The following is a 19,365-nucleotide window of genomic DNA, read 5'->3' as shown; positions in this document are numbered from 1 at the left end:
CCGAGCACCTGAGGCTCTCTTTCCGGGGAAGTTTCAGACTACCGAGAGTCGAGAACGGAAAGAATGGCTCTTTCGGTAGGATCAGTAACGCTTTCGCACCGTTACGAAAGAGGGAACACCAATGTACCCGCATGCGTTGTGAGCGAGATCGAACGAGCGAGGGTGCCGGCTTGGTATATGGCTGCTTTTCGATTGTCGTGTGTTGCGCTATTCCATTCCACTCACGGTATCAATGCGCAGATGGGTGTAGGCGGCGGGTGGGATGTCGGTGAGGGGGAGCGACGGACCTTCCCAGAGGACGCGGGGCGAGCCCTGGCTGACGGAGTGAAGACCTTCGATGTGCAGCGCGTGCGGGCCGGCGCGCAGGCCGATGGAGCCGTGGTCGTAGCGCAAGGCATTGCCGGGTGATCCGCAGACCTGGGCGAAGGGCGGTCCGGTTTTTGCGATCTGAAGGCCATCGATGACGAGACGCGCGCCATCTCTCGCCATGAGGTGGAAGGTGTAACCACCGTCGGCGGGAATGTCAATGAAGCCGTCCCACGCATCTGCGTAGCGGGTGAAGCCCTGGGGATCGGCGTAGAGGCTGGTTGAGTCGCCTTTGAAGACCGGTGTCTGGGCGGAGAGATCGGGCAACTCAGTCCAGGTGCCGGCATAGATTTGCCAACGGAGGCCGGGAACGGTCGGTCCGGCGATGGGAAAGGGGTCATGCCACTTGGAGACGGCAACAACTCCCTGCGCAGACCAGTCCTGTTGATCGTGATCGTCCTCAGCCTTGAGCAAAACGCGGAAGCGGCCTGCGCCGTAGAAGCCGTCGAGCGCTGTGCCGAGGGCGTCGGGGAATTTGTGCTTTACGCGGCGGCCGCGCGCAGTGGTGCCGTCGCCGAAAAGCCAGGTGAAGGTTGCATGGGACGAAGGGTCCGCGGTGAAGGTGACGGACTCGCCGGGACCGAATACGGGAGGAATCACGGTAAAGTGCGCAACCGGACCGGAGGGCGAGGGGAATTTCGGCTGCGCGGCGCCGCCGGAGGTGACGAGTTGGAGTTCGGCGTCATTGGTGGCACGGTTCTGGTCGTACTTCACGTTGTCGAAGGTGACGCCTGAGACGTTGCCGGTGATCGTGGAGATGGCGAGCGGCGGCTGATCGAGGGCCCAGATGTTTTTGAAGAGAACGCCGTGCACAGAGGGCTCTTCGTGCTCGATCTGCACCAGCGAATACCAGTTGTCGAGCCAGAGATTTTCAAACGTGTAGCCAGAGTGGTCGCCCCTGGCGCCGTTGGCGCCCCAGAGTCCGAGAATGCCGAAGGTCTGGCCGCAGGCGCCGATGCCTCCGTGGAGAATGTCGGAGTCGCGGAGGGTGAAGTTGCGCGAGTTGAAGATCTTGCGCGGCCACGCGGCGCGTACGATGTTGGAGATGCTGGTGGAGAGCTCACTGTTTTCGACGGTGATGTTCTGGACGTCGCGGCCGGGACGCAGCATGTCGGCATCGGTGTAGCCGTCCCAGTTGCCTTGGAGGGCGAGGTCGTCATCCGATGCGCGGAGGAAGGAGTCGCGGACGAGAGCATCGCCGCCACCGAGCCAGTCCATGCCATCCTGGTTGGCGTTGCCGGGGTTGCCGCCGATAACGCGGAGGTCGTTGTAGACGAAGCCGCTAGTGTCTTTCATCTGGATCGACCAGGTGCGGGCGCGAACGACGCATGTGACGCCGTCGATTTCGACATTGTGGGCCTCGAGTGCCCCGATGCAATGCCAGTCGGGTTTCTGCATCCAGCCCTGGTCGGAGTTTGGATCCTGGGTGCCTTCGTAGATGATGGTGCCTCGCCCAAGCACCTTGACGCCGGTGACTTTCCAGAGATTGAGGCTGCCGTAGAAGTAAGAGCCCGGAGCGAGGTAGTAGGTCTCGCCGCTTTGGGGATTCAGGCTCTGGTGATATACGCCGGGCGCGAGAACGTGAACCGAGGGGCTGGCAGTCGGTGGCGGTGCAGGAGGTTCACCCGCAAAGACGAACAGCATGGTTGCGTGATTCAGAAAGTCGCCGGGTCGGGAGATGGAGAGCTTCTGCGGGCCGGCGATCTTGAAGCGAATGGTCTGGCCGTCGCGCACGGGGCGGATGCCGAGCCGCCACGGCTCGATGTCCACACCTTTATCCCAAAAACCGGGTTCATTGGCGGTGATGGCAATGGTGACGGGGCCGGTTACGTCGAAATTGACGAAGTCATAGCTGGCGGCGGCGTGGGCAACATCGACAGGCTGGTTGTTGACCGTAACGGTGAAGGCGGTGGAGCGCAGTTCCGGCGGAACGGGGACAGGCTGAACGCGCGGAGCGGCGAAGACTACGCCTGGGAGCGTGAGCACAGTCGCCAGGAGCACACCAAGAGCACGCAAGAAGCAAGAACCTGAAGAGAAGTGAAGTCCAGTCCACTGTAGCACTGCGGCTGCTGATGCCGGAGTAACGACAGTCACGGGATCAATTCATTTGATGGGTCGGGTATAATTCGGGTCGCAAACAAAAAGTCCTCTGCGTTTGCGTTCGATTGCACTTCAGACTCTCGCGATTTCCTCTCCAACGCGTTCGATTGCAAGCAAGACTCTCTTCCCAAAGGAGAAGTCATGTTCCAGCGTGCAGTACTTCGAGACAGGCAACATTCAATTTTGTTCGTTCTGGTTTGGGGATTGATCCCTGCGGTTGCGATTTCAGCACCGGCCGCAAGCCGTTCGAATGTGACGATCGATCGTTCGGTCACGATTGTGGAGAGCGCGGAAGAACCGGGGCCGGTGCGTCGCGCCACGGATGACCTCTTGCGCGATTTCGGCAAGGTGCTTGGGGAGACACCGAGCCTTGCAAATCACATGGAGGGGTCGGGACAAGTGGCAATCCTGATCTCGGGACCACAGCGGCCGTATGCGGGGATCAAATGCGTGGAGCCGACGGGTGGAGCAGAGTCGTTTGCTTTTTCGATCGTGCACCTCGCGGGGCGGGGACAGGTGCGGGATGTGATCTGCCTGGCGGGCGCGGATATGCGTGGGACAATCTACGCGATCTACCAGTTCTCGCAGAAGGTGCTGGGCGTCGACCCGATGTATCTGTGGACGGACAAGGAGCCGGAGAAGCACAGCTCGATTACGCTGCAGGCGGATTTCGCAAAGACTTATCCGAAGCCGGTGTTCCGGTATCGCGGGTTCTTTCCCAATGATGAAGACCTGCTGACGGGATGGATTCCGGCGGCGAAGGGTGAACACACCGGCATCTCGCTGAAGGTGTGGGACAACATCTTCGAGACGACGCTGCGGCTGAAGGGAAACATGATTGTGCCGGGAACATGGATCTTTCCGGATGATGCGCAGGTGGAAGCGGCGGCGAAGCGTGGCCTGATCGTGAATCAGCATCATGCGATCCCGCTGGGCGTGAATGTGGCGCGATGGCCGAAGGACGTGCCGTACAACTTCTCGACGCATCCGGAGATTCTGGAGCGGGCGTGGACCAACGCGGTCGCAACGTACAAGCCGGATGAGGAGATTCTTTGGAGCGTGGGGCTGCGCGGATTGTCGGACTCGAGCTATGCATCGCTTGATCCGAGCGTGCGCGACAACGATCCTCTGCTGGGCAAGCGCATCAGCGACGCCATTGCGGAGCAGATGAAGATTGTGCGCGCGAAATATCCAAAGGCGGAGTTTGTTACAGATTTGTGGCAAGAGGGCGCGCGGCTCATGCAGAAGGGCCTTATTCAGATTCCGCCCGAGGTCACGCTGGTTTGGGCCGATACCGGCTACGGCGACATGCAGGATGGCGGAAAGGTGGCACTGGGACAAGGCGCTTATTTTCACGTGGCGATGATGAACGGAAATGCTAACCAGCTTTCGGAGATGGTGCCGGTGGCGGTAATCCAGGAGGAGATGGGGCGGTACATCAAGGCCGGCGCGACATCGTACATCCTTGTGAACACGAGCGACATTCGGCCCGTCGCAATGACGACGCGGGCGCTGATGGATGTGGCGTGGGGAGGGGTGCCGGCGCAGGGCGCGGATGCAAAAGGTTCGGATGCGGATGGGGCGTTCTATCGCAGTTGGGCTGCGGAAGAGTTTGGTGCAAAGTCGGCGGATGCGGTGGCCGGTGTGTATAAGGAGTACTTTGCGGCGCCTTCGTTGCGGAGTTCGTTCCCTTCACCGGGGCTGACGTCGGCGGGGAATGCGCCGCCCGCGCCGCCTCGGTTGAGCAACGTTCCGCGGGAGGAGGGCGACCAGCATTACCACTCGGAGATGCGGCTGCTGCTGCTGGATCGGCTGAGCGAACACCAGGTGGCGGTGGTACCGAGCCAGTCGCCGAAGTGGACGGCACCGCGGTTGATGCCGGAAATGAGCGCGGAACAGCGGGCCGCGCTGCTGGAGCGGGACATTCGCGAGTGCGAAGAGGCGCAGCCGCGATGGGATGCAGTCTGGCAGCATGCGGTGGCGGCGAAGGAACTCGTGGATCCGGATCGGCGCGATTATTACCTGGCGGCGGTGCTGACCATGATCGCGATCAACCGCGAGAGCAATCGGGCATTGCTGCTGGTGGCGCAGGCTTTGCAGGATGATGCTGCGGGCGACGCGGAGAAAGCGCGGAACGAGGTCGGTGAGGCGCTGCAGGCGCTCGATGCTATGCAGGCTTCGATGGCTGCGGCGGAATACGGCAAATGGAAAAACTGGTATCGCGGCGACTGGCTGACGGGCGTGTATCGGACGCGCGAGCTTGTGCAGGCGTACGCCGATCACTTGAAGGATCCGATGGCGAAACTGCCGGCGCCAGTGTCGTGGAGCGGATGGGAGGCCTACTTCCACATCATGGAGTATGAGGGCGACCGATCGGTGGATGTGCATTGAAGAACAGCAGTCTTCAGTGGTCAGTGGTCAGTGGTCAGTGGACAGTGGACAGGGGACAGGGGACAGTGAATCGGGACCAAGAGAACAGGGGAGCGGTGGTCTTTATTCGGGCATCGTGCACTGATCGGAACGCTCTTCACAGGCACCCCTATTATCCGGCCTCTTTGGGTAAGTTCCATTTTTTCATAAGATTACCGAGAGGGGTAGCGCTGAGGATCTGTGTCGATTTGGGTTAGCTGTAGAGGTTTCTGCGGATTGGAGTTAGCCGCCAACCGGCGGCCAGTTCTCAGAGATTGGGGCCCAAGGAACGACTTGAAGCTGCACGGATGCAGCCCTTCTCTGGAGAGATCTCGATTCAAGTTCATTGTGCGCCAAAGCCTCGAAATTACCTGCAAAACGTGGGGAAGTTTTTGGCCATTTTAATCAAGGGGTTAGCGGGAATTTTCGCGGGGTGGGGTTGACATCAAAACATGGAGGATCCTGCGAAGGGTCAGTAAAAGCCGCGACGAATGGGACGCAGCGTCCCATCTTTTCGAAAGGCTGAAGAGCGCAGAGGCGGTGAGGCATGACCGACGGCAACAAAAAAGCTCACCTCGCGGCGAGCTCTCTTGCCTGCTTAAACTTTCCAACACTTACACAACACATGCACTGAAATCACTCTAGAACAGGGGCCCAAAGGGGTGATGGATTTTTCGGAGATTTGAGCGGGGAGACCGGTTACGAAAGGAATGAGATCGCCGGCGATGTGCGGCTTTGCGGCCGGACTGGAAACCCACTCGCGGTGAAGCGCGATGAATGGGGCACAGACTCCCCACGCGTCCCGATGGCGGCTATGCGCCGGGGGACAGCTTCGCCTGCCAGCGTTGCGAGACGCGCAGGGACGTGCGGATCACGAACGTGGTCGCCAGCAACGTAAGGCTGCCCGCTGTAAGCATCAGTGGGATATACCACATGCCCAGAACTTCATGGGCGGGCGGCTCTGGAATATAGAACTGTGTCCCACTCGCGATCATGCGACCACCCTGAAACCACATGCCGGTGTGGGCGGGAAAAATCGGCTTGATCATCCCGGAGAGCACCATGCCGCTACCCATGACGTAGCCGAACAGCCCGACAAGAAAGACAACCACACCGAAAACGCCTTTGGTCGCTAGCCTGAGAGACCCGCGCATGAGTTTGAGAGGCGAGATGCTGCGACTGGCCTGGCGAATGAGCAGGCCATCGCGGTATTGGGCGGCCAGATCCTCAGCGGAGCCGAGCCTCGCGAGAATGGTCTGCACACTGACTCCGCCTTCTTCAGCCGAGTCCCGAATGTGCGCGCTGATTTCCCGGACGATTTCGTCGCGCTCGCTCAGCGTCATAGGTCCGAGATCGGTGCGGAGAGAGGCCAGATAGGTGTCGATCTGCACGGTGTCACCATGCATGGTGTCGATCATCGCGATAACTCCATCGTTTCCGCGGCGCGGATGTTTGATTGATCTTTGGCCTGGTGGTTAAGGACGGGCTCCAGAAGCTGGCTGAGCCCTCCCGCAAAATTAGCCCATGCTTCGGCCATTTGCCGGAGGCGGGTTCGGCCGGGTTCTGTCAGGGCGTAGTACTTGCGGGGGTGGCCAGCCTCCGCCTCGACCCAATCGGAAGTGAGCATGCCCTCGGCTTTGAGCCTGTTGAGGATGGGGTAGATGGTCCCCTCGGCCAAAACGAGCCGCGAGTGGCTCTCAAGAAAGCGAATGATTTCAAGGCCATACAGGCGCCCGTTCCAAAGGCTGGCGAGTGCGGCCATCTCCAGGGCCCCTTTGCGGAGCTGCGCCTCCCAGCGGTCGGGCGACTCTCCTTCGACGGGCTGCGCTCTTAGCTTCATCATTGCCACATACCTTGTATAGCAAGGTATCGTGCTATAGCTTAATTGTCAAGCGAAAATGTAATTGGCTCGGGGCGGCTGTCAAAAGACTCATTCAATGGCCGAACGGCCATTCAATAGGGCAGTTCCAAAAATCGTGGGGGGGGGGAGCAGGCTTGGCAGAATCGCTAACCAGAGCGTCGAGCTGTTTACTGGTTCGTAATTGACGAGTCGGCGGTCATTCGCCCGCTGGCCCTTGAGAGCGTAGCCGAACGTCAGGCCGCTTCAGAATTGTTCTGCTGGCGATTCGGCGGAAGTTCTAGGTTGGAGCCTGCGCTTCCTGAGGTACGGGAGGCTGAAGAGGAGGATACCAAGAATTCCGAATGGCATGTAAGGAAATGGCTCGTCACCCTTGAACCACCAGACGGCGCGCCAATACCCGAAAGGGAGAAACACAAGATGCGGCACGACCACAAGACAGTTGGCTGCGATTGCCCATTTGTGACGCCGACTTTCCGCGGAAAAACATCCACCATGCTATGCCGAAGACAGCTGCGTACGGTGCGCCAAACGCAAAGTCGGACGGGATTCCAGAATGCTTTACGATAGCTCTCAATCCTTCAATGCCGAGCCAATAGACCGAAAAGCAGGCATTAGCAAAGAATGCCCAACCGTAAATACTTCTTCCGATATCGAGCGCCAAGTGTGCGACTGACCGGAGGTGGGTTCTCCATCAATCAGCATTTCATCTTTCTGTGGAGTGAGCTTCTCCCGGTGATGCGGGACGCTGAAGGCGACGATGCCAAGCATTCCAAAAGGCATGAAGGGAAGCCAACCCTTTTGATTATCCCAAAAAACCTGCCATGCGCCAATTGCGAGGAAAGGGAGAAATGGAGCGGCCATCAAGCAGCTTGCGGCAATCCCCCACACCTTCGATGAGCGTTTGTGTCGAAAGATAGTCCACCATGCAATGACGAAGATGACCGTGTAGAAAGAAAGTGCTGCAACTGCGGCGATATTTCCTTTCTCAATCGAGTGCTTTTGCATCAATTCGCGAATCGTTGAAGCAAGCGCGCTGATGGAAGCAAAAGCCAGGAAAGCAAAGAACCAGCAGTACACGGCCCGGCACAGTCGTAGGAACTGGCTCAAGGAGAAAAGGATGAACCTTTGGATCCCAGTCACCATACATTCCCTCCTCGCTCATCGATGAGCTGGCTGTCAGACGATGGGCGGCACTACTCTTCGGCAACGGTGTGATTCTCGATAGTCTATCGCTTCAGGAGTTTATTTAACAGGTTGTTCGTCGTTATGGCCGGACACTGGAGTTTGGGTCCAATTCTCGCATGGCCTGGTTCTGTCATTTTGTTCCGAGCGAGTGGTGGGCTACTCGTCAGTAACAAACTAATCAACAGAGAACCTATTCTATCCATAATTTCGATCCGGCTTGATCAGATGCCTTCGCCCATGGAGACGTATTCGGCGAGCTGGTTGAGTTCCTGGCGGTAGGCGGTGCGCTCGGCTTCTTCGGTGGCGAAGGGTTCGACGCGGCGGACGTGGGCGCCGAGTTTGTCTTCGAGCTCTTCAACGCGGGCGGAGAGGGCGATGAGGGCGTCGGAGAGCGGATCTTTGACGTCATGGGGATCGGTGATGAGGACGCGCTGTCCGTTGCGATAGACGATGTGGGCGGGCACGCCGACGACGGTGGAGTTGGGCGGGACATCGGAGAGAACGACGGAGCCGGCGCCGACGCGGGAGTTCTGGCCGATGGTGATGTTGCCAAGGACATTGGAGTTGTTGCCGACGAAGACGCCATCGCAAAGAGTGGGGTGGCGCTTGCCGTGTCCCTTACCGGTGCCGCCGAGGGTGACGCCCTGGTAGAGGGTGACATCACTTCCGACAATCGCTGTTTCGCCAATGACGACGCCGGTGGCGTGGTCGATGAAGAGGCGACGCCCGAGCAGCGCGCCTGGATGGATGTCGACTCCGGTGAAGAAGCGGGCGAACTGCGAAAGAACACGTGCGGGTAGACGGAGCTTCATCCGCCAGAGCCGGTGCGAAACGCGGTGATACCAGACGGCCCACAAACCCGGATAGCAAAGCATGACCTCAAGCCAGGAGCGCGCAGCGGGGTCGCGTTCGAGGACTGATCGAACATCTTCGCGCATGCGGGCAAACATGGACAGGGGCCTTTCGCTATTTCGTTATAGCGTAACTGTCTGTGTGGGCAATGCCAGCACTTCCTGCCGGAGCGAATCAAACAGGACGCTGGAAAGATAACGCTCGCCGAAGCTGGGCAGAATGACCACGATGAGTTTGCCCGCGTTCTCAGGGCGCGCGGCCACCTTGAGCGCGGCGACAACGGCGGCGCCGGAACTGATGCCGACGAAGAGGCCTTCTTCGAGCGGGAGGCGGCGGGCCATGGCGATGGACTCGTCGTTGGTGACCTGGATGACTTCGTCGATGAGCCTGGTGTCGAGGATGCTAGGGATGAATCCGGCGCCGATGCCCTGGATTTTGTGCGGGCCGGGCTTGCCGCCGGAAAGGACCGGACTGTCGGTGGGCTCGACCGCGATGGCTTTAAATTCGGGTTTGCGCTCCTTGATGTAGGTAGCCACGCCGGTAAGGGTGCCGCCCGTGCCTACGCCGGAGATGAGGAAGTCGACTTTGCCGTCGGTGTCTTCCCAGATCTCAGGGCCGGTGGTCCAGACATGAATCGCGGGGTTGGCGGGATTGTCGAATTGCTGGAGGATGTAGCCATTGGGGGTATTGGCGAGGATCTCGTTGGCTTTGGCGATGGCGCCTTTCATTCCATTGGGGCCGGGAGTGAGCACGATTTCCGCTCCGAAGGCGCGAAGGAGAACGCGGCGCTCGGTGCTCATGGTCTCGGGCATGGTGAGAATGAGCTTGTAGCCTTTGACGGCAGCGACGAATGCGAGGGCGATGCCGGTGTTGCCGCTGGTTGGTTCGATGAGAATGGTTTTGCCGGGGGTGATTTTGCCCCTTCTCTCGGCGTCTTCGATCATGGCGTTGCCGATGCGGTCTTTCACGCTGGAGAGCGGGTTCTGGCTTTCGAGCTTGGCCACGACGGTGGCGGGGAGTCCCGCGGATACGCGGTTGAGCCGCACAAGGGGAGTCTTTCCAATCAATTCAGTCACGTTTGCAGCAATTCGCGCCATGCAAAATCTCCTTCGACGGGGTACACATACACAGTCGGGCATTGATCGAGGTGAGTGTAATGGTGTTGCGCCGCAGCGGGATCAGGCGAGGAGAGTTGTGCGCAAGCGGAGCGAGCGAATGCATCGCAGCAGACACCAAATGGGCGTTAGCGACATCGACGCATGAAGATAGCGTAGACCTGCGGGCTGAAGTATGGCAAGCCAGCTCTACTGGCTGGCTTGCTTTGGTTGTTGTGGAAACAGCTCGAGGTTCTGGCTCTTCCAGACCATGGCGGAATGAATGCGGTTGTAGCCGCTGGGGTGATCGTAGAAAAGAAATTCCTCGATGGGGCCGGGGCGCATTTTGCGGTATTCGCCAAGGTGAATGGCGGCCTGGGCAAAGCCGTCGGGCTGGCGGGAGGCGTTGAGACCGAACATGTCGGCTTCCTTCTCCTGCACGCGCGTGAACGTGTTGTTGATGGGGGTCGACACGAAGGACAGGATGGAAACCAGGAGGAGGACAAGCGGAACGACTGCCGGATCGCTGATGGAATGGATCTGCCAGCGCTCGCCCCAGCGGCTGAGGGCCCACTTGATGCCCCAGAAGAAATAGGCGAACGAGAGAACAATCACGATCAGGAAGAACATCAGGGACTTGGGGATGTGATTCATTACGTAATGGCCCATCTCGTGACCCATGACAGCCTGAATTTCTTCCGGAGAGCCGCGCCGAATCAGGTTGTCGTTGAGGGTGATGCGCATGGTGTTGCCGAATCCGCTGACGTTGGCGCTCATGCGGGTGGTCTGGCGGCTGGCGTCGATTTGCCAGACATCGTTGGTGGGGATTCCGTTGGCGTGGGCCATGCGCAGAATGGGCGTCGTGATCTTCGGATCGGCGAGTTTCTTGGGCGTGTTGAAGATGGGCTGAAGAAAGACCGGGCCGATGGCGATGAGGATCGTCATCAAGCCCATCGATGCGGCGGCGCCCCATATCCACCAGGTATTCGGGAATTTTCGGACAATGGCGAAGAGAAGCACCATCGCGATTGAACTGATGACTAATGACACGAGGAGAGACTTAAACTCGTCGCCCATCCACGGGCCGAAGGTCTGCGTCGCCATGCCGTACTTATGCTCGCGCACGTAATTCTCGTAGTACTCGAGGGGAAAGCCGAGAACGGCGGCGGCAAGGGTGTAGAGGACCGCATACGGAATCGGCTGCAGCCAGCGGAAGCGGGTGACGCGCACGGCTGCATCGCGCATGCGGGCCGACCAGCGGAGATTGAGCAACAGCAAACAAATTACGGCGCCATAGAGGAAATCCCAGAGGATGAGCCAGTAACCGCCCTCAAAATAGGCGTTGGAGCGGGCGACGGCTGCGGGCGGCATCAGGGACATATAGGCTTCGGTGGCTGCGCCAACGTCGAATTGCTGTGAGGGCTGAGCGGCGGCGGGGACCTTGGTGATGTCGACGGTGGGCTGAACGGCGGGCTGGGCCGATGCGGATAGGGCGGCGACGGCGAACAGCGCCGAGACGAAAAACTTGAAGAAGAACCTGGACATGCGAGACCTTTCTTGCGGCTGCGGGCGCGTGCGGGGCACTGCGCGATTGAGTTTTACCCTGGGTACCTGGTCGTTTACGCGGTCGGTTCGGCAATGGTTCCACTTTCGAGCAGTTTCGGAATACTCGTAGACCTTTAAGAGCGGCGAAGGTGGCTTTTCCCTTTGCGAGAAAGCCATTTTGCTTCGTGGCTTCGGAAAGACCAGTTCCGAAAGTGCTGTAGCGCCGTTATATCCTTAACGAAGAACACAGGTTCGCGGTTAACGCGCCGGCGAAACAGTCAGGACCCTGAAAATCATCATGAGCACGCACAATATTGCCGTACATCTACCCGACGGAAGCATACGCGAAGTTCCAGCGGGCACAACGCCTCTCGACATTGCCAATTCGATTTCGCCGCGGCTGGCAGCGGCCTCGGTTGTTGCACGGCTGAGCCCGGTGACTACGGAGACGAACGCAAAGGCGGCCGCAGAGGGCGAGTCGGAGGCTGCGATGTATGCAGCGGAGGATGCGTCGGCAACGCGACTGGTGGACCTTGCGACTCCATTGAACGCGGATACGAAGCTCGAGCTGGTGAAGGAGAACGATCCTGACGCACTGAAGGTGGTGAGGCACTCGGCGGCGCACGTGCTGGCGACGGCGGTGCTGGAGCTGTTTCCGGAGACGAAGCTGGGACATGGGCCGGCGACAGATGCGGGATTCTTCTACGACTTTTACCGGGATAAGCCGTTTACGCCAGAGGACCTGGCGGCAATCGAAAAGAAGATGGCTGAAGTGGTCGCGCGCGACGAGAAGTTTGTGCGTGAGTATGAACCGCGAGAGCAGGCGCTGGCGGAGTTTGAAAAAGACGGCGACTTCATGAAGACGCACTTCGTCACGAAATTCACTGAGCCGGGATCGCAAGTAAGTTTTTATCGCAACGGTACGTTTGTGGACTTCTGCCGCGGGCCGCATGTGCCTTCGACAGGGCGCGTGAAGGCGGTGAAGGTAACGACGTTGGCGGGCGCGTACTGGCTGGGCGACGAGAAGAATCCTCAGCTCCAGCGCGTGTATGGCACGGCGTTTTTCTCGCAGAAGGATATGGATGCACACTTCGCGCGGCTGGAAGAGGCGGCGAAGCGCGACCATCGCGTGCTGGGCAAGCAGCTTGATCTGTTCAGTATTCAGGAGCTGGCGGGGCCCGGTCTCGTCTTCTGGCATCCCAAGGGCGGCATCGTTCGCAAGGTGATGGAAGACTGGATGCGCGAGGAGTGCCTGCGCCGCGGCTATCTTTTGGTTTTCACACCGCACGTGATGCGCCGGGAGCTGTGGAAAGTCAGCGGGCACGAGGGCTACTACTCCGGGAACATGTACACGCCGATGGAATTGGATGATGCCGAATACAGGCTGAAGCCGATGAACTGCCCGGGGCACATTCTGATCTACAAAAATTCGCCGAAGAGTTATCGCGACCTGCCGCAGCGCTATGCGGAATTGGGGAACGTGTATCGCTACGAGCGCTCAGGCACGATGCACGGCCTCTTGCGCGTGCGCGGCTTTACGCAGGACGATGCGCACATCTTCTGCATGCCGAGCCAGATTGAGAGCGAGGTCGAGGCGTGTATCGACTTCGCCGAGACAGTTCTGAAGACGTTTGGATTTAACGAATTCAAAGTTGAGCTTTCGACGTGGGATCCGAAGGACCGCGCGAACTACACGGGCTCGGATGAGAACTGGAATCTTGCCATCGGCTCGCTTGATCGGGTGCTGAAGGCGAAGGGCATTCCGTACAAGACCATTCCCGGTGAGGCCGCGTTTTACGGGCCAAAGATCGATATCAAGCTCGTGGATGTGTTGGGGCGGTTGTGGCAGTTGTCGACGGTGCAATTCGATTTCACTCTTCCGGCGCGGTTCGGGCTGGAGTATGTAGGTGAAGACGGTGAACGCCATCAGCCGGTGATGGTGCACCGCGCGCTGTTCGGGTCGGTGGAGCGATTTTTTGGCGTGCTGATCGAGCACTATGCGGGAGCGTTCCCGTTCTGGCTGGCACCCGTGCAGATCGGGCTCGTGCCGATCAGCGAGCGGCATGTAGCGTATGCGGAGAAGGTGGAAACGGAGTTGAAGGCCGCGGGCTTCCGGGTGGAGACGGATGCCCGCAACGAGAAGATGAATGCGAAGATTCGCGACTTGGCCAACCTGAAGATTCCGTACATTCTTGTCTTCGGCGACAAGGAAGAGGGCGCGGGTGCGGTGAGCGTTAGAACGCGCGGCAAGGGCGACCAGGGATCGATGCCGCTGAGCGAGTTTATCGCAAAGGCGAGGGGACTCGCGGAGAGCAAGTCGACGGAGCTGTAAAGTGGTACGTTCCGCATGACGGTCGGATCATGCTGATGGCGAGAGAGAACTGCAACTGCAGGTTCCTCCGCTCCCTGCGGTCGGTCGGAATGACACAGTGGTGCATGAGTGGCCGCCGTCTCAAGATCTCGGCACTGAAGCTCCCGATCTGGTCCGGCGAGCCTTCAAGGCTTCAATGGCTCGAGAAGCGGTGCGATGGGTTCTGCGCCTTCAAGCGATGGCAGAAAGTGCGGCGTGATCTTGACCTTGGCCGCCTGTTCGTACGCAAATCCGTAGCCGAGCAATCGTGCTTCGCTCCATGCTGACCCGATGATTGAAAGGCCGACCGGCAGGCCCATTACGGTTCCCATGGGTACGGTTAGGTGCGGATAGCCAGCAACCGCTGCAAGCCCACCCGCTCCGCCACCAGCAATCTGATCGCCGTTTGCCACATCGATTTTCCATGCCGGAGCTACCGTCGGGCACACCAGTGCATCGAGTTCATCCTTGAAGAGCATCGCGTCGATCCCGTCGCGGCCTGCGATTCGTAATGACGTTCCGCGCGCAGTTTTATACGCTGCATCGTCCAGTCCTTTTGTCGCTTCGGCCTTGACGAAAGTGTCCTGTCCGAACAGGGCGAGTTCGCGATCAGCGTGGGCACTATCGAAGACAATGACATCCGCGAGAGTACGAGACTTGACGGCCGAGGGTGTTGAAGCAAGGTAGGCGTTCAAATCTGTTTTCAATTCGGTGTTGAGTACCAGCGCTTCTGCCTCCCCGATCTTGTCGCGGTCCTTCAAATCCGTAATGTCAACAAGGATTGCGCCCTGCGCCCTTAGCACCGCCAGCGCTCGCTCGAATACCTTATCTGTCTCTGCCGACCAGCCAGTGGCAAAACGCAGCACGCCAATGCGCGCGCCCTTCAGCGCATCCGGCCTCAATGCGACTGAATAATCCGATACGTGTGCATCCGCATTCCTGGTGGCCGGATCATCTGGATCCGAGCCTGCAATCGCACCCAGCACGCGAGCGGCGGTCGTCACATCTACCGCAATAGGCCCAGCGGTGTCCTGGCTATGGCTGATAGGAACGATTCGCGTGCGACTGACAAGTCCCACTGTGGGCTTTAGACCGACAACCCCGTTCACCGCTGCTGGACAGGTAATGGACCCGTCTGTTTCTGTGCCGATTGCGGCCTTCACTTCGCCGGCTGCCACCGCGGCGGCACTGCCTGACGAAGAGCCACATGGATCGCGATCGAGCGCGTAGGGATTGCGCGTCTGGCCGCCCACCGCGCTCCATCCTGAGATCGAGGAACTCGATCGAATGTTTGCCCATTCCGAAAGATTCGTCTTGCCGAGAATTACCGCGTCTGCTGCACGCAGCCGCTTTACCAGCGGTGCGTCTCGATGGGTGATATTTTCAAGCAGCGCCATACTCCCTGCAGTCGTTGGAAGGGGGCCATCAGCCTCGATATTGTCCTTGAGCAGGACGGCGTAGCCGTAGAGCGGTCCGTGCGACCCGAGGCGCTGGTCGATTGCCCGGGCCTGATCCAGGGCAGTGGGATCGAGAGCTATGACAGCGTGGATCTGCGGATCGATCGCCTTGATCTTTGCAATCGCCTTGGTCGTCGCTGATTCTGCTGTTTGAGCCGCACTCTGACCGGCAGCAAAAGCTACTGCCATCAGCGAAGCGGCCACACACCAGCCGATGGCTCCTCGAATTCCATTCTTTGTTTTTCGCATAATGCCTGCAAGAATACGCAGTCCCTGCATCCGACAGCAAGAGTCGTCCCCAACGTTTTTTCTGCGCAGGTGACACTGAGCGCAATTGTTCGCAACAACATGGCCCTGAACCAATCAGCCCAGGCTGGTCCAGTCGAGGACGACTTTGCCGGTGTCGCCAGAGATCATGGCGGCGAAGCCTTTTTCGAAGTCGCTGTACGCGTAGCGATGGGTGATGACGGGGGCGATGTCGAGGCCTGAGTCGAGCATTACCGACATCTTGTACCAGGTCTCGTACATTTCGCGGCCATAGATTCCCTTAATCGTGATCATGTTGAAAATCACGGGACGCCAGTCCATGGGAATGCTCTTGGAGGGGATGCCGAGTGCGGCGATTTTGCCGCCGTGACTCATGTTGGCGATCATGTCGCTCAGAGCCTGCGGGTTGCCGGACATCTCAAGGCCCACGTCGAATCCTTCCGTCATCTTGAGCTGTTTTTGCACTTCGCTGAGCGGAGTTTCGGTGGGGTTGACGGCGAGGGTGGCTCCCATCTTGCGTGCGAGATCGAGACGGAAGGGATTGAGATCGGTGATGACAACGTGGCGCGCCCCGGCGTGTCGCACAACAGGAATGGCCATGATGCCGATGGGGCCGGCACCGGTGATGAGCACGTCTTCGCCGAGCACGGGGAATGACAGGGCAGTGTGAACGGCGTTGCCGAAGGGGTCGAAGATGGCGGCGACTTCAAGATTGACGCCCTGATGATGGCGCCAGATGTTGGTCATGGGCAGCGAGATGAACTCGGCATAGGCGCCGGGACGATTGACGCCAACGCCCTGCGTGGACACGCAAAGGTGGCGGCGGCCGGCAAGACAGTTGCGGCAGCGCCCGCAGACGACGTGTCCTTCGCCGCTGACGATGTCACCAGCGAAGAAGTCGTTGACGTTGGAGCCGACGGCGACGATTTTGCCGACAAACTCATGGCCGATGGCCATAGGAACGGGGATGGTTTTCTGCGCCCAATCGTCCCAGTTGTAGATGTGGACGTCGGTTCCGCAGATGCCGGTGTAGAGGACACGGATGAGGACATCGTTAATGCCCATCGTGGGTTCGGGGATGTCTTCCAACCACAGGCCGCGTTCGGACCGCGACTTGACCAACGCTTTCATTGAGGATCTCCCGTAATAACCAGTCCGATGAAAGTGTAAAGGTTTTGGGCGGGATGGGATTCACCTTGCGGCACGGCGGGAGATGCCAGGAGATGGAAGGGGATTTGTTGCGCGGCTATTTTGGATTCGTTCTTGCAGGATCGAAGGGGGAATGGGCCGGATCTTCTGAAAGGCTGGCGGCTTGTGCTTCGGCGAGGCGGACCTGCGCGAGTTCTTTCTGGCGCGGCGTCATGACACCGGACAACTGCTTGAGGACCCGCGCTGCGGTTGCATCCCCTGCAGCGGCGGCGCGGCTATACCACAGGTATGCAGTTACATAGTCGAGCGGCACGCCACGGCCGGAGTAGTAGAGAGTGGCAAGGTTGTACTGACCCCGGATTACGCCCTGATTCGCGGCCTCAGTGTAAAAGGTCGCGGCCTGACGATAATCCTTTTCGACGCCGAGGCCGTCTTCGTACATCACGCCGAGGTTGTTGTCGGCTTCCGCAAGGCCCTGGGCGGCAGCGTTGCGATACCAGAAGAGCGCTTGTTCGTAGTCACGCGTGAGACTGACGCCGTGATGGTAGAAGGAACCGAGGTTGTTCTGGGCGATCGCGTTACCGTGTTCCGCAGCCTTGCGGTACCACGTTGCAGCTTCAGCATCGTCGCGTGGAACGGTGCGGCCGGCATGATAGATGTTGCCGAGTTTGCATTCGGCGGTGGAATCACCCTGATCGGCTGCCGCGCGATACCAGTGGATGGCCATGGTCATATCGTGCGACTCTGCCCAGCCTTTCTCGTAGAGAGCACCGAGATTGACTTGAGCCGGAGCGAAGCCCGCATTTGCGGCGAGTGTGAACCAGTGTGCGGCTTGCTGGTAGTTCTGCTCGATGCCTCGGCCGAAAGCGTAGGCAAATCCCAGATTGTTTTCGGCGAGAACGTCTCCGGCTTCGGCCTTCTGTTGGAGGTCTTCGATGTTCTGGATGGCTGATTCTTGGGAATCGTAGCCAGTGACGGAGGCTGCTGGGGGAGCGGAAGGGATCGCGTTTGCCTGGCCAAATAGCGGATGCGTGGGTAGAGAGAGGATTGCGATTGCAAATAATGGAGATAGAAATCTGGCCTTCATGGTTCTCCCCTTCCGTAATCACGCGGAATGGAGAATCCTAGTCCTATTCATCAACTTTTCTCAAGGAATTAATGATCCTTTAATGACTATGGTTGCCTCCATTTGAAATAGAATCTGCCTTTCTCTGTGGAAATCGCTACGCGTTGATGGCCATGCCTTCGACAGCGGCGTAGGCATCGAGCATGGCTTCGCTGATGGTGGGGTGGGCGTGGATGGTGAACATCAACTCGTCGATGGTGCCTTCAAGTTCCATGACGGCTACGGCTTCCGCGATGAGTTCGGTGGCCTGGGGGCCGATGATGTGCACGCCGAGGATTTCGCCGTACTTGGCGTCGGCGACGATTTTGACGAAGCCGTCGTGGCTGCCGACGATGGTGGCCTTGGAATTTCCAGCAAACGGAAACTTGCCGACCTTGATCTCGATGCCCTTCTCTTTGGCCTGAGCTTCTGTCAGGCCAACTGAGCCGATCTGGGGATCGGAGTAGGTGCAGGCGGGCACGCGATCGCGGCGAACGGAGCGATATTTACGGCCGGCGATTTTGGTGACGGCGACGATGCCGCTCATGGAGCCGGAGTGGGCAAGCTGCGGCAGGCCCGCAACGATGTCGCCGATGGCGTAGATGCCGGGCTCGGAGGTTTCCTGGGCTTCGCCGACTTTGACGAATCCGCGGTCGAGCTCGATTTTTGTTTTGTCGATGCCAACGTCGGAGATGCGCGGTGCACGTCCCACGGCGACGAGAACCTTCTCTGCTTCCCTCTCGACGGGCTTGCCGTTTGAGGCGGTCCAGGTGACTTTGACGCCGGCATCGGTCTTCTCGATTTTTTCGACCTTGGCGCCGGTGTTCAGATCGATGCCGCGCTTTTTGAAGACACGGGTAAGCTCCTTGGAAATTTCTTCGTCTTCCGGCGGCATGAGGCGCGGAAGGAACTCGACAAGCGTGACCTCAGTGCCGAAGCTGCGGAAGATGGAGCTGAACTCGACGCCGACCGCGCCGGCGCCGATGACGATGAGGGATTTCGGAACCTGGGGAACTGCGAGCATTTCAATGTTGGTGAGGATGCGGTCGTCGGGCTTGAGGCCGAAGATCATTTTGGCGTCGGAGCCAGTGGCGAGGATGATGTTTTTGGTTTTGACTTCGCTCTTGGAGCCGGCTGCAGCCGTGAGATCGATCGTGTGAATTCCTTGTTTTGCGCCGCCGGTGAGGCGGCCGTAGCCGGAGATCACGGTGACCTTATTCTTCTTCATCAGGAAGCCGAGTCCCTTGGTGTGCTTGTCCACGATGGAGGTTTTGCGCGTCTGGACGGCATCCCAGTTGAGGGTGCGGCCGTCAACGTTGTCGATGCCGTATTCTGCGGCGTGCTTGAGGTGATCCCAGAGCTCGGCGTTGAAGAGGAGAGCCTTGGTGGGGATGCAGCCGACGTGGAGGCAGGTGCCGCCCAGAACATCGGCGGATTCGATGATCGCGACCTTGAGGCCGAGTTGTCCTGCTCGAATAGCGGCGGTATAGCCTGCCGGTCCGCTGCCAATGATGGCTACGTCATAGATGGTGTCTGCCAAAGGAACTCCGTTCTCGCGTGCGCTCATGATGCCCTTCGAGCGCCACTTTTCACTGTTCAGTTTAATGCCTGCAGTTGATTGGATG

At 59.1% G+C, this 19,365-nt stretch carries 13 protein-coding genes; 2 read left to right on the top strand and 11 right to left on the bottom strand.

What is annotated here, in order from left to right:
* Positions 1-207 precede the first annotated feature (207 nt).
* Complete coding sequence (locus VK574_RS14880) at positions 208-2,382, bottom strand: PKD domain-containing protein (RefSeq protein WP_472800639.1); 2,175 nt, start codon at positions 2,380-2,382, stop codon at positions 208-210.
* A 225-nt stretch (positions 2,383-2,607) separates the two neighbouring features.
* Here VK574_RS14880 and VK574_RS14875 point away from each other — a divergent pair, with 225 nt between their 5' ends.
* Positions 2,608-4,857: a glycosyl hydrolase 115 family protein gene (locus VK574_RS14875; protein WP_472800638.1), complete on the top strand. Its 2,250-nt coding sequence runs from the start codon at positions 2,608-2,610 to the stop codon at positions 4,855-4,857.
* A gap of 830 nt (positions 4,858-5,687) precedes the next feature.
* On the opposite strand, the gene VK574_RS14870 is transcribed toward VK574_RS14875, so the two are convergent.
* The 6 genes from VK574_RS14870 to VK574_RS14845 form a co-directional block, all read right to left on the bottom strand.
* Positions 5,688-6,293: a DUF1700 domain-containing protein gene (locus VK574_RS14870; RefSeq protein WP_472800637.1), complete on the bottom strand. Its 606-nt coding sequence runs from the start codon at positions 6,291-6,293 to the stop codon at positions 5,688-5,690.
* Positions 6,290-6,718, bottom strand: a complete 429-nt coding sequence (locus VK574_RS14865; RefSeq protein ID WP_472800636.1) for a PadR family transcriptional regulator — start codon at positions 6,716-6,718, stop codon at positions 6,290-6,292. Before VK574_RS14865 ends, VK574_RS14870 begins: the two co-directional genes overlap by 4 nt.
* A 588-nt stretch (positions 6,719-7,306) precedes the next feature.
* Positions 7,307-7,879, bottom strand: a complete 573-nt coding sequence (locus tag VK574_RS14860) for a hypothetical protein (protein WP_472800635.1) — start codon at positions 7,877-7,879, stop codon at positions 7,307-7,309.
* A gap of 263 nt (positions 7,880-8,142) precedes the next feature.
* The gene (gene cysE / locus VK574_RS14855) at positions 8,143-8,871 is read right to left on the bottom strand and encodes a serine O-acetyltransferase (protein WP_472800634.1); all 729 of its coding nucleotides are present in this window, start codon (positions 8,869-8,871) and stop codon (positions 8,143-8,145) included.
* Between the two features lie 24 nt (positions 8,872-8,895).
* Positions 8,896-9,870, bottom strand: coding sequence for a cysteine synthase A (gene cysK, locus VK574_RS14850; RefSeq protein WP_472800633.1), 975 nt, complete (start codon positions 9,868-9,870; stop codon positions 8,896-8,898).
* A 207-nt stretch (positions 9,871-10,077) separates the two neighbouring features.
* Positions 10,078-11,412, bottom strand: a complete 1,335-nt coding sequence (locus VK574_RS14845; RefSeq protein ID WP_472800632.1) for a M48 family metallopeptidase — start codon at positions 11,410-11,412, stop codon at positions 10,078-10,080.
* A 298-nt stretch (positions 11,413-11,710) separates the two neighbouring features.
* Here VK574_RS14845 and thrS point away from each other — a divergent pair, with 298 nt between their 5' ends.
* Positions 11,711-13,744 carry a threonine--tRNA ligase gene (thrS, locus tag VK574_RS14840; RefSeq protein ID WP_472800631.1) on the top strand — a complete coding sequence of 678 codons (2,034 nt, stop codon included), beginning with the start codon at positions 11,711-11,713 and terminating at the stop codon, positions 13,742-13,744.
* 164 nt (positions 13,745-13,908) lie between these two features.
* Here thrS and VK574_RS14835 read toward each other — a convergent pair whose 3' ends face one another.
* The 4 genes from VK574_RS14835 to lpdA all read right to left on the bottom strand — a co-directional run bounded on the left by VK574_RS14835 (position 13,909) and on the right by lpdA (position 19,280).
* The gene (locus tag VK574_RS14835; protein WP_472800630.1) at positions 13,909-15,468 is read right to left on the bottom strand and encodes an amidase; all 1,560 of its coding nucleotides are present in this window, start codon (positions 15,466-15,468) and stop codon (positions 13,909-13,911) included.
* 114 nt (positions 15,469-15,582) lie between these two features.
* Positions 15,583-16,617, bottom strand: coding sequence for an L-threonine 3-dehydrogenase (tdh, locus tag VK574_RS14830; RefSeq protein WP_472800629.1), 1,035 nt, complete (start codon positions 16,615-16,617; stop codon positions 15,583-15,585).
* A gap of 115 nt (positions 16,618-16,732) precedes the next feature.
* Positions 16,733-17,722, bottom strand: a complete 990-nt coding sequence (locus VK574_RS14825; protein WP_472800628.1) for a tetratricopeptide repeat protein — start codon at positions 17,720-17,722, stop codon at positions 16,733-16,735.
* Positions 17,723-17,858: 136 nt separating this feature from the next.
* Positions 17,859-19,280, bottom strand: a complete 1,422-nt coding sequence (gene lpdA, locus VK574_RS14820) for a dihydrolipoyl dehydrogenase (RefSeq protein ID WP_472800680.1) — start codon at positions 19,278-19,280, stop codon at positions 17,859-17,861.
* Between the last annotated feature and the right edge of the window lie 85 nt (positions 19,281-19,365).

The organism is Occallatibacter sp. (assembly GCF_035317045.1).
GTDB lineage: Bacteria > Acidobacteriota > Terriglobia > Terriglobales > Acidobacteriaceae > Telmatobacter.
Note: the sequence above shows the minus strand (reverse complement) of the source record. Positions and strands in the feature narration are given on the sequence as shown.

Coding starts and splice junctions, on each gene's coding strand:
- VK574_RS14875 (WP_472800638.1), top strand. CDS start 2,608: ATGTTCCAGCGTGCAGTACTTCGAGACAGGCAACATTCAATTTTGTTC.
- VK574_RS14870 (WP_472800637.1), bottom strand. CDS start 6,293: ATGATCGACACCATGCATGGTGACACCGTGCAGATCGACACCTATCTG.
- VK574_RS14865 (WP_472800636.1), bottom strand. CDS start 6,718: ATGATGAAGCTAAGAGCGCAGCCCGTCGAAGGAGAGTCGCCCGACCGC.
- VK574_RS14860 (WP_472800635.1), bottom strand. CDS start 7,879: ATGGTGACTGGGATCCAAAGGTTCATCCTTTTCTCCTTGAGCCAGTTC.
- cysE (WP_472800634.1), bottom strand. CDS start 8,871: ATGTTTGCCCGCATGCGCGAAGATGTTCGATCAGTCCTCGAACGCGAC.
- cysK (WP_472800633.1), bottom strand. CDS start 9,870: ATGGCGCGAATTGCTGCAAACGTGACTGAATTGATTGGAAAGACTCCC.
- VK574_RS14845 (WP_472800632.1), bottom strand. CDS start 11,412: ATGTCCAGGTTCTTCTTCAAGTTTTTCGTCTCGGCGCTGTTCGCCGTC.
- thrS (WP_472800631.1), top strand. CDS start 11,711: ATGAGCACGCACAATATTGCCGTACATCTACCCGACGGAAGCATACGC.
- VK574_RS14835 (WP_472800630.1), bottom strand. CDS start 15,468: ATGCGAAAAACAAAGAATGGAATTCGAGGAGCCATCGGCTGGTGTGTG.
- tdh (WP_472800629.1), bottom strand. CDS start 16,617: ATGAAAGCGTTGGTCAAGTCGCGGTCCGAACGCGGCCTGTGGTTGGAA.
- VK574_RS14825 (WP_472800628.1), bottom strand. CDS start 17,722: ATGAAGGCCAGATTTCTATCTCCATTATTTGCAATCGCAATCCTCTCT.